Source organism: Anaerolineae bacterium (assembly GCA_016931895.1).
Lineage (GTDB): Bacteria > Chloroflexota > Anaerolineae > 4572-78 > J111 > JAFGNV01.
In genome coordinates, this window is record JAFGDY010000054.1 from 1 (window position 1) to 10445 (window position 10445).

At 54.7% G+C, this 10445-nt stretch carries 7 protein-coding genes; 2 read left to right on the forward strand and 5 right to left on the reverse strand.

Annotation, left to right across the window (positions count from 1 at the left end; all coding sequences use genetic code 11):
* Positions 1-585 precede the first annotated feature (585 nt).
* Together JW953_04555 and JW953_04560 are read left to right on the forward strand one after the other, a co-directional pair.
* Positions 586-3276: a sensor histidine kinase KdpD gene (locus JW953_04555; protein MBN1991950.1), complete on the forward strand. Its 2691-nt coding sequence runs from the start codon at positions 586-588 to the stop codon at positions 3274-3276.
* The gene (locus tag JW953_04560) at positions 3273-3968 is read left to right on the forward strand and encodes a response regulator (protein MBN1991951.1); all 696 of its coding nucleotides are present in this window, start codon (positions 3273-3275) and stop codon (positions 3966-3968) included. The genes JW953_04555 and JW953_04560 overlap by 4 nt, the downstream gene beginning before the upstream one ends.
* A gap of 149 nt (positions 3969-4117) precedes the next feature.
* Here the strand turns inward: JW953_04560 and JW953_04565 are convergent, their stop codons facing one another.
* The 5 genes from JW953_04565 to JW953_04585 all read right to left on the reverse strand — a co-directional run bounded on the left by JW953_04565 (position 4118) and on the right by JW953_04585 (position 10050).
* Complete coding sequence (locus JW953_04565) at positions 4118-5101, reverse strand: ATP-binding cassette domain-containing protein (protein ID MBN1991952.1); 984 nt, start codon at positions 5099-5101, stop codon at positions 4118-4120.
* Positions 5098-6129, reverse strand: a complete 1032-nt coding sequence (locus JW953_04570) for an ABC transporter ATP-binding protein (GenBank protein MBN1991953.1) — start codon at positions 6127-6129, stop codon at positions 5098-5100. Before JW953_04570 ends, JW953_04565 begins: the two co-directional genes overlap by 4 nt.
* Positions 6098-7051: an ABC transporter permease gene (locus tag JW953_04575; GenBank protein MBN1991954.1), complete on the reverse strand. Its 954-nt coding sequence runs from the start codon at positions 7049-7051 to the stop codon at positions 6098-6100. The genes JW953_04570 and JW953_04575 overlap by 32 nt, the downstream gene beginning before the upstream one ends.
* A 6-nt stretch (positions 7052-7057) precedes the next feature.
* Positions 7058-8095, reverse strand: a complete 1038-nt coding sequence (locus JW953_04580) for an ABC transporter permease (GenBank protein MBN1991955.1) — start codon at positions 8093-8095, stop codon at positions 7058-7060.
* Positions 8096-8319: 224 nt separating this feature from the next.
* Positions 8320-10050 (reverse strand): peptide ABC transporter substrate-binding protein, encoded by a 1731-nt coding sequence (locus tag JW953_04585; GenBank protein MBN1991956.1) that lies wholly within the window; start codon positions 10048-10050, stop codon positions 8320-8322.
* Between the last annotated feature and the right edge of the window lie 395 nt (positions 10051-10445).

Here is a 10445-nt window from a genome sequence, read left to right on the forward strand (position 1 = left end):
AGTGCTGGACAACCTGGATGAGCACGCCGATGAACTGGCAACCCTGATGACAGAAAAATTTGAAATTTTAGCGTGCGCTTAGTATAACTGGGAATTGCATCATTGGGTTATTTTAGATAACCACTATCACATTTTGGGTAGAAGTCGCAAAGGGACGGATTTAACCACCATTTTTAGAAGTATTCACAGTTGTTCAGCTATCTTCATCCGGCAGACCACCCCCTGCGCCAAACCCGTCTGGTGGAATTATTGGGATTATTGCCCTCGCCATGAAGTGGATTACATGATCCGGCTCAATTACTTGCTGATGAACCCGATTAAACATAAGTGTGTTACCAATTTACATCATTGGCCCTTTTCGAGTTTTCACACACTTTTTGCAGAAAAAGGTCGTCAGCAATTAGCGAAACAGTTTCGCAATTACCCTCAGTACCAGACACTGGTTTTGCAGGAAGCTTACGACGATGATTTTTAAGTACCAGAGAGACATTTAGCATTCAGGAGTCCAAAGCTTGCTTTGAGCGAGCTCTGGACTCCAAAGTTCCGACATTATGAGCAAGCTCTGGACCCCAAAGTTCCGGCATTATGAATAAAGAACGCGCCCGCCCAGACCCAGACGAGTTATTAACCCTGGTTCAAAAAGAAGAAAAAGAACAGGCTCGCGGCAAACTCAAAATATTTTTGGGGTATGCCGCCGGGGTGGGCAAAACTTACGCCATGCTGGAAGCCGCGCACCAGCGCCTGACCGAAGGCGTTGATTTGGTGGTGGCCTATGTCGAGACGCATGGCCGGGCTGAAACCGAAACCCTGCTACAAGGGTTAGAAATCATCCCCCGCCAACAGATCGAATATCGCCACGTAATCCTGACCGAGATGGATATTGACGCGGTGCTGGCCCGTCGTCCCCAACTGGCGTTGGTGGATGAACTGGCCCATACCAACGCCCCCGGCTCGCGCCACGCCAGACGGTATCAAGATGTGCTGGAACTGCTCGACACCGGGATAGACGTTTACACTACGCTGAACATTCAACACCTGGAAAGCCTTAACGATGTCGTGGTCCAAATCACGAGCGTCACAGTGCGCGAAACCGTGCCGGATCGTTTGCTGGATGAAGCGCATGAGATTGAGTTGATTGACCTGCCCCTTGACGAATTATTACAGCGCCTGGAGGAGGGTAAAGTTTACGTGCCGGAGCAGGCGGCGCAGGCTATCCGCAAGTTTTTCCGCCCAGGTAATCTGTCGGCGCTGCGCGAACTGGCCTTACGCCGGGCCGCCGACCGGATTGATGAGCAGATGCGGGCCTACATGCAAGCCCACGCTATTGCCGGGCCGTGGCCGGCAGGGGAGCGCTTGCTGGTGTGCGTCAGCCCCAGCCCGTTGAGCGAACGGTTGGTACGAACCGCCCGGCGGCTGGCTGTTCGCCTCAACGCCGAATGGTTTGCCGTGTATGTTGAAACGCCCGGCCACGCCCAAATGTCGCATGCCGGCCGTGACCGGGTGGCCCGCAATTTGCAGTTAGCCGAGTTGTTAGGAGCCAAAACCATGATCGTTTCGGGCCGGTCCGCTGCCGAAGCCATTGTGGACTTTGCCCAAACCCACAATATTGCCACCATTGTAATCGGTAAACCGCTGCGCCCGCGTTGGGTTGAATTGCTGCGAGGTCCGGTTGTTGACCGGATTATCCGGCAAAGCGGCGACCTTGATATTTATGTTATCAGCAGCGCCACGGCAGAAAAACTGCCGGATGTTCAACATAAGTTAGTCGGCAAACAACCCTTTCATTGGCAGGGTTATGTCCAGAGCGCCGGGCTGGTGGCGCTGACTACGCTATTGGGGGTTCCCCTGCGCCCGTTTATAGAACCAACCAATCTGGTGATGCTCTACCTGCTGGCGGTGGTGATGGCGGCCATCTGGCTGGGCCGGCACCCGGCGATGTTGGCCTCATTTTTAAGCGTGGTAGCCTTTAATTATGTTTTTGTGCCGCCCTACTACACCTATGTGGTGTCCGACGCTCAATTTTTGCTGACCTTTGCCGCGCTGCTGGTGGTCGGCATTGTCATCAGCACTTTGACGGCCCAGGCCCGCGACCAGGCCAGAGCCGCCCAACGCCGCCAGGCCCATACCGCCGCGCTTTACGAACTGAGCCGCGACCTGGCTGCCGCCATTGAGCCGGAAGATATTGCCCAAATTGTGATCACGCATATTGGCCAGCTATTAGCCTGCCGGGCCACCATCCTGCTACCACAACAGAAAACTTTGCACCCCTGTTGCAACAACAATGACTTTGACCTGGATGACAACGAACTGGCGGTGGCAGCGTGGGTTTTGCAGCACAACCAACCGGCGGGACGCGGCACCGACACTCTGGCTGGGGCCAAAAATAGCTACCTGCCCTTAGAGGCCGCGCAGCATATTGTGGGGGTTTTGGGCATTGGTAGAGATAAAAATGCCGATCCCTTGACCCCGGAACAATGGCGTTTGTTAGAATCCTTTGCCCACCAGGGAGCGCAAGCCCTGCGACGGGTGCAACTGGCCGAAGAAGCGCGCCAGGCCCGGTTGCTCCGAGAAACCGAACAACTGCAAACCGCTCTGCTAAATTCCATCTCGCACGACCTGCGCACGCCGCTAGCCTCCATCACCGGCGCATTAAGCAGCCTGCGCGACGACGCGCCATTTCTGGATGAAACCGGGCGCAACGTCCTGGTTAGCACCGCCTGGGAGCAAGCCGACCGGCTGAACAATTTGGTGGGCAACTTACTCCAGATGACTCGCATGGAGGCCGGAGGTATGAAGGTTAAACCAGAATTGTGCGATATACAAGATATGATTGGTGTAGCATTAGCCCAACTGGGCAACCGGCTGGATGAACGCCCGATCAATATTGACATACCCGATAACCTGCCCTTGATTCCGCTGGACATAGTCTTGATGGTGCAGGTGTTGGTCAACTTATTGGATAACACTCTAAAATATTCTCCGCCTCAAGAACCAATAACCATCCGCGCCAACCTGATTGAATCCGAACTGGTTTTACAGGTTATTGATAAGGGCCCCGGCATACCTGACCCGGAACTGGAACGCATTTTTGGCAAGTTTTATCGCCTGGAGCGTCCCGATGATGTGGGAGGCACCGGGTTAGGATTATCCATCAGCAAAGGCATTGTGGAAGCGCACAATGGCCGTATCTGGGCTAAAAACAGGGACGGTGGGGGCGCAATATTTAGCCTTGCCGTGCCCGTGATCCAACAAGAAAGTATGAAAGAAAGATTATGAGCGAAAACGGTCCCCGTATATTGGTGGTTGATGATGAAAAAGCGATTCGCCGCTTTCTAAAAACTTCGCTAACGGCCAACGGTTACGCCGTGTTTGAGGCTGCAAACGGCGCCGACGCTTTGACGGCGGTGGTTAGTCACCGCCCCGATGCGGTAATTTTGGATTTGGGATTACCGGATATGGATGGCACTCAAGTTACAGCACGGCTGCGAGAATGGACCCGCTTGCCTATCATCATCCTCTCGGTGCGCGGGCAGGAAACCGACAAAATTACGGCGCTGGATGCCGGAGCCGACGATTACCTGACCAAACCCTTTGGCGTGGGCGAATTGATGGCCCGCATCCGGGTGGCCCTACGTCGCACGGCGAGTAATGGCCAGACCGAGTCAGTGTTCACCACCGACGATTTGGAGGTTGATCTGGCGCGACGGTTGGTGAAAATTGACGGTCATGAGATACAACTTACTCCCACAGAATACGATTTGTTACGGGTACTGGTCAACGATGCCGGGAAGGTACTGACCCACCAATATCTGTTGCGAAAAGTGTGGGGCATGGGTTACGAAGCCGAGGCACACCTGCTGCGGGTCAACATCAGCAACTTGCGTCGCAAATTAGAACAAAATCCGGCCCGACCCCGCTACATCCTTACGGAACCAGGGGTTGGTTACCGCTTGCACGTTGAGGCTTAGGACTAAGTACAGCATTGCGCATAGTGTGTTCCGGGTTTTCTCGTTCCCAAACTGAGTTTGGAAACGAGAAAACCCGCGTTGTTGCCCGGAACGAATTTATGCAACGGTGTACTAAGGATTTAATAACTTCCGCATTTGGTCTAGTAAGTCTAAACTTGGTGGCAGGCGACCCAATGCTCCGGCGCAATCTCGCGCCATTCCGGGAGATCGGTGCTGCACCGGGGCACAGCTATGGGGCAACGCGGGTGAAAACGACATCCCGGCGGGGGGTTAATGGGGCTGGGGACATCGCCGCCTAAAATAACGCGCCGGCGGGCGCGGTCTTTTTTGGGATCAGGGATGGGCACGGCCGAAAACAGGGCCTGGGTGTAGGGGTGCAGCGGGTTTTCGTACAACTCATTGCGCTCGCCCAACTCCACAATGCAACCCAGGTACATCACCGCCACCCGGTCGCAGATGTGCCGCACCATGCTTAAGTCGTGCGCCACAAACAAGTAGGTCAGGCCAAAGCGGTCTTGCAAATCCTCCAGCAGGTTGACGACCTGGGCCTGAATGGAAACATCCAGCGCCGAAATGGGTTCATCGCACACAATGAACAAGGGGTCTGAAGCCAGGGCGCGGGCAATGCCAATGCGCTGGCGCTGGCCGCCGGAGAACTCGTGCGGAAAACGATTGACCAGGCGGCCGTTCAGGCCCACCAGGTTGATCAATTCTTTGACCCGCTCAGAACGCTCTTTATCGGTTTTGATCAATTTGTGCACCCGCAGCGGCTCGCTGACAATGGCATTCACGGTCCAGCGGGGATTGAGCGAGGCGTAGGGGTCTTGAAAAATCATCTGGGCTTTGCGGCGAATGGCCAGCAATTCCTTCCCTTTGGCCGAGGCCACCTCGTGCCCGTCAATTTTGACCATGCCGGCGGTGGGGGGGTACAGGCCCAGCATGGTGCGGCCGGCGGTGGTTTTGCCGCAGCCGCTTTCGCCAACCAGGCCCAGGGTTTGGCCGCACTCAATGGTAAAAGAAATTCCATCCACGGCCCGCACCACGCCCATTTGGCGCTGAAAGACCAGGCCCTGTTTGACCGGGTAATGTTTGACCAAATTTTCAACCACTACCAGCGCCGACGAGTTGGTCATAGGGACGCTCCATTAAGATGCAGCCAGCAGGCCACAGCATGCGCCGGTTCAATCCGGTTCAAAGGCGGATTTTCGGCCTCGCAGCGGTCAAAGAAAAATTCGCAGCGCGGGGCAAAAGGACAGCCCCGGGGTTCCACCAGCAGATTGGGCGGCGCGCCAGGGATGGATTTGAGACGGCGATCCCTTTTGCGATCCACGCGCGGCAAGGCGGCCAACAGAGCCAGGGTGTAGGGATGTTTGGGACGTTCGTACAGGTCATCCACCCCCGCCTCTTCCACAATGTAACCGGCGTACATAACAATCACCCGGTGGGCCAGCCCGGCCACCACGCCCAGATCATGCGTAATCCAAACAATGGCCATGTGCGACTGGTCGCGCAGTTGAGCCACCAATTCCACAATCTGAGCCTGAATGGTAACATCCAGGGCCGTGGTCGGTTCGTCGGCAATCAGCACTTTGGGTTCGCAGGCCAGGGCCATGGCAATCATTACCCGCTGGCGCTGGCCGCCGGAGAATTGGTGGGGATAATCATTCAGGCGCTGCTTGGCGTCGGAGATGCCCACCCGTTCCAGTAATTCCACGGCCCGGCGTTCAGCGAGGGCTTGATCCATCCCCAAATGCGTACACAGTGACTCGGTGATCTGTTTGCCTATGGTCAGCACCGGGTTCAAAGACGTCATCGGGTCCTGAAATATCATGGCAATTTCTTTGCCCCGCACATCTTCCATCTGGCTTTCGCTCTTTTTCAACAAATCTTCGCCCCGGTAAACGGCCGTGCCGCTGACAATCTGGCCAGGGGGGATGGGAATCAACTGGAGCAGGGACATCATGCTCACCGATTTGCCACAGCCGCTCTCGCCCACAATGGCCAGGGTTTCGCTCTCATCAAGGTGAAAGGAGATGCCGTTGACGGCAAAAACCACCCCCTCGGGCGTGTGAAAGCGGGTGCGCAGGTCAGAAACTTTTAGCAGGGTTTGATTTTCCTTCACAATTCTCTCAAACGGTCCGGCTGCGCGGGTCCAGGGCATCCCGCAGGCCGTCGCCCAAAAAGTTGATGCTGAGGACGGTCAGCAAAATTAACAGGCCGGGGAAAAACCACAACCAGGGCGCAGATTCCAGGTAATTGCTGGCCCCATCAAGCATATTGCCCCAGGTGGCAGTGGGCGGCTGGACGCCCAACCCCAGAAAACTGATGTACGCCTCGGCCAGAATAGCATTGGCCACCCCCAGCGTAGCCGCCACCACAATAGGGGCAACGGTGTTGGGCAGAATGTGCAGGAAGATGATTTGCAAGTTTGACGTGCCGGTGGCCCGCGCGGCCAGAATGAACTCATTTTCCTTAAGCGACAAAAATTCTGCCCGGACAATGCGGGCCAGGTACATCCAACTGGTCAGGCCAATGATAACCACAATCACCACCACACTGCCGCTAAAGGCGCGGCCAAAGACAACCATTTCAGGCACTTTGCCCCCAAAGAATTTAGCCATCACAATGAGCAGGAATATTTCGGGGATGTTGAGCATGGCCTCGGTGATGCGCATCAAGATATTGTCAATTGTACCGCCGTAATATCCAGCCACGGCCCCAATCAGCACCCCCACCAGGCACACAATCATCACCGCGGTCAGGCCAATGAGCAGGGAAATCTGCCCGCCGGAAATGGTGCGGGCCAGAATATCACGGCCAATGGTATCGGTGCCAAAGGGGTGTTGGAGCGTAGGGGGCTGGAGGCGCTGGGTGGTATCGGTATAGTTGGCGTAACTTTCCGGGAGGATGAACGCGCCGCCAAAAGAGTAGAGAAACAACAACAAAAGGGTGATGGCCCCAAACATGGCCATCTTGTGCCGCCGGAAACGCCGCCAGGCCAGTTGGCCCAGGCTAAGTGGAGGCGTTTCCAGGTCGTCTGGAACAAAGGTAGCTATTGATGAGGTTTGCGTTGAAACTGCCATAATTTCCTATTGTTCATAACGGATACGCGGGTCAAGCCAGGCATAAACAACATCGGTAATAATTTGAAAAACCACCACCGCCGTGGCCACCAACATTAAAATACCCATCACCACCGGCAGGTCGCTCCGGGCCACGTGGTCTAAAAACAACCGGCCCATGCCGGGCCAGGCAAAGATGCGCTCGGTGACCACAGCGCCGGCCAGCAGCAGGGGCAAATCCAGGCCAATCACGGTGACAATAGGCAGAGAGGCGTTTTTTAAGGCGTGGGTGTAAACCACCTCCCGGCGCGGCAAACCTTTGGATTTGGCGGTGCGGATATAATCCTGATTCATTACTTCCAACATGGTGCTGCGCAGATAACGGCTATAAGCCGCCAAGCTGATCACGGACAAACTCAAAACGGGCAGCACCATGTGCCAGGCCACCTGGGCCGGAGTTTTGCCAACCTGCGGATCGAACATGCCCACGGTGGGCAGGTAAGGCAGGCCCCAACGTTTGAACAGCACGGCAAAAAGATACATCGAAAGCAGGGCAATAAAAAAGATGGGCATGGAATAGCCAATAAACGACAGAGCCGTGACAATGTGGTCCATGGCCGAATATTGGCGCAGGGCCGAATAAATACCCACCAGCAGCGCGCCAATAATGATCACCACTTCAGAGGCTAACATCAACAACAGGGTGTTGGGGATACGCTCGGCAATCACCGTGATAACGGGTTTGCCTCGATTGACCAGAGAGGTGCCAAAATCGCCGCGCAGCGCCCCGCGCCGGGTGCCGGGGGTTTCGGGCACGCCGTCGCCGTCCATATCAATTTTGGCCCAGTCATTGCCAATCAACCAGTAGAGATATTGCAGATAGATAGGTTGGTCCAGGCCCAATTGGCGGGTCAGGCGCTCCCGGTCGGCAGGGCGGGTCATTGACTTCCCCCCCATTGTGGCGATAGGGTCGCCCATATTCATCATCAGCACAAACAGGATGATGCTGATAATTAAGAGCAAGGGGATGCCTTGCAGCAAACGTTTGACAATATAGCGGGACATAACCAACCTTTAAAGTTTTGGTCGGTGGGCCAAAAAACTGTCCGGCCCACCGACCGGTTCAGTTCCTTTTGAAGTATAGCATGTCATTTCGAGGAGCGTAGCGACGAGAAATCTTTTCAAACCCGGCTCAGTAAGGAGATTTCTCGCTCCTATTGTCGCTCGAAATGACATGCTGTGAGTTCATCACTTACAACTTGACCACTTGCTTTTTCACTCCGGCGCGGTTACTTCATATCCCATTCAAGAATGTTAAATAAAGGCGTTACGCCGGAGAATTTGACCCCCGTCAGGCGCGGGCCAACGGCCCAAACATCGGGGTCCTGCCATAAACCCAGCCAATACACCTTATCGTGCATGATTTGGTTGATTTTGGCAAAAGTTTGCTGGCGCTCATCTGGATTCACCTGGGTGGCCTGCAACTGGAATAATTCATCCAGTTCTTCATCACACATGAATTGCCAGTTGCCGCCGGCGGGATAATCATCACTGGGAATTTCGCTGCACAACCAGTAGTAGATGTCCGGGTCGGGGAAAGCGGTGGGGCCATCGGCCCACTCCATAATGTCAACTTCGCCGCTGGCGGCCGGGCCTTCGCCGTAGTTGGAGAAGAAAAGGTCGCTTTCGTAGCTCAACAGCTCAACCTTGATCCCAATCTCGGCCAACTGCTGCTGGACAACCGCCTGCGTATCCTGGCGAATTTCACGGATGGTGGTGCCATAGGTCAACACCAATTCAACGCCATCCTTATCGCGCACGCCATCGCCGTTGCTGTCTACCCAGCCTGCCTCGTCCAAAAGTTTTTTGGCCGCTTCAGGATCGTAGGGATAATTTTCCAGGGGCGGGGTGTTGTAGAAGGGCAGGGCGTCCCAATAACTGGCCGGAACGCCGGTGAGGCCCAGCAGCAAGTCGCGGTTGATGGCCTCGCGGTCTACGCCCATAGCCAACGCCTGCCGCGCCTTAACATCCAAGAGCGCCGGATGGCCTTTTTCTTCATTGATCAGGATGAACCAACCTTCGTTATAACCCGAGGGCTGGGTCATAATGGTCACTCCGGCCTCTTTGAGTTTGGGCACATCGCTGTAGGCGATAAAAGTGCCCAGGTCGCCGTCTCCGGCCACCAACGCGGCTATCTGCGAGGCGTCGTCGGGCACAAAGCGGAAGAAGATTTCGTCAATTTTAGGACGCGGCCCCCAGTAATTCTCGTTGACCACAAAACGAGCAAAACTGCCCGACTCCCATTCCGCAAAAACGTATGGCCCGCAACCGACCTCGGGTTTAAGATTCCATTCGGCATTGTCCAGGGTGCCCTCGGCTTCGTAAACCGGCTTGAGGATATGCGATGGCAGGATACCACGCCACATGTAAAGCCAGGGGGCAAAAGGCTGCCCAAATTTGACCACAACCGTATAATCGTCGGGGGTTTCCACGCTGGACACCTGGTCGTACGGATAGGCTGAGGCGACGGCGTTATTGGGGTTAACATACATGTCGTAGGTGAACTTAAAATCTGCGGACGTCATCGGTTCGCCATCCGACCATTTAACGTCGTCGCGCAGTTTCAAGGTAATCTCTGTGCCGTCGGCGGAGATACCGCCGTTTTCTACGCTGGGCAATTCGATGAGGAGGCGGGGGAAGGCATCGTTATTTTCATCATATTCCCAGGCCCAAGGCAACCACAACTGCCAGGTGACCAGAACGAACCACATATTTGAGTACATGGGGTTTAAGGAGTCAAACTCCTGGGTCCAAATGAAGGTAGCCACTTTGCGCTCGGCGGGTTCAGGCGCGGGGGCTTCGGTGGGGGGCGGGGCTGGGGTAGACTCCTCGGCAACCGGGGCTTCAGGCTCGGCCGGTTGAGCGGCCGGCGTAGGCTGTCCACCGCCGCAAGCGGCCAGAACAAAACTTAAAATTGCTACCAGAATGAAGATTCTGGCGGCCAGGCGTTTTTGGTCCATTGTATTCTCCTCTTTTCACTTAAATTGTTTGTAGCTGGATAGACTTGATTTGGCACCAAAATTACGCAAAGCACTTCTCTATAAACCCCTCCTTTCCGGCGCAACCGTTTTTAGTGGAGTATGCCAATTGGCCTTGAATTTAAATCAATCTACTCAGGGATGTCTCGACCCTGCGGCTGCAACCCTGTCTTGAGCGGAGTCAAAGGATGACATGGGACTGAGTAATAGCGTACGTAAATTTTTTTTAATTATATCCACAACTGAAACAAAGTAAAGTTAGGTTAGTCTATTTACACTTTTGGCCGAACTTAACTTGACATTGTCACATTGCACAACTGTTCTGCTTAATAGTTGTCATAATTAACAAAGTAGAGTAACTTTTTCTATCTTTCCAA

Coding starts and splice junctions, on each gene's coding strand:
- JW953_04555 (MBN1991950.1), top strand. CDS start 586: ATGAATAAAGAACGCGCCCGCCCAGACCCAGACGAGTTATTAACCCTG.
- JW953_04565 (MBN1991952.1), bottom strand. CDS start 5,101: ATGACCAACTCGTCGGCGCTGGTAGTGGTTGAAAATTTGGTCAAACAT.
- JW953_04580 (MBN1991955.1), bottom strand. CDS start 8,095: ATGTCCCGCTATATTGTCAAACGTTTGCTGCAAGGCATCCCCTTGCTC.
- JW953_04570 (MBN1991953.1), bottom strand. CDS start 6,129: ATGCCCTGGACCCGCGCAGCCGGACCGTTTGAGAGAATTGTGAAGGAA.
- JW953_04575 (MBN1991954.1), bottom strand. CDS start 7,051: ATGGCAGTTTCAACGCAAACCTCATCAATAGCTACCTTTGTTCCAGAC.
- JW953_04560 (MBN1991951.1), top strand. CDS start 3,273: ATGAGCGAAAACGGTCCCCGTATATTGGTGGTTGATGATGAAAAAGCG.
- JW953_04585 (MBN1991956.1), bottom strand. CDS start 10,050: ATGGACCAAAAACGCCTGGCCGCCAGAATCTTCATTCTGGTAGCAATT.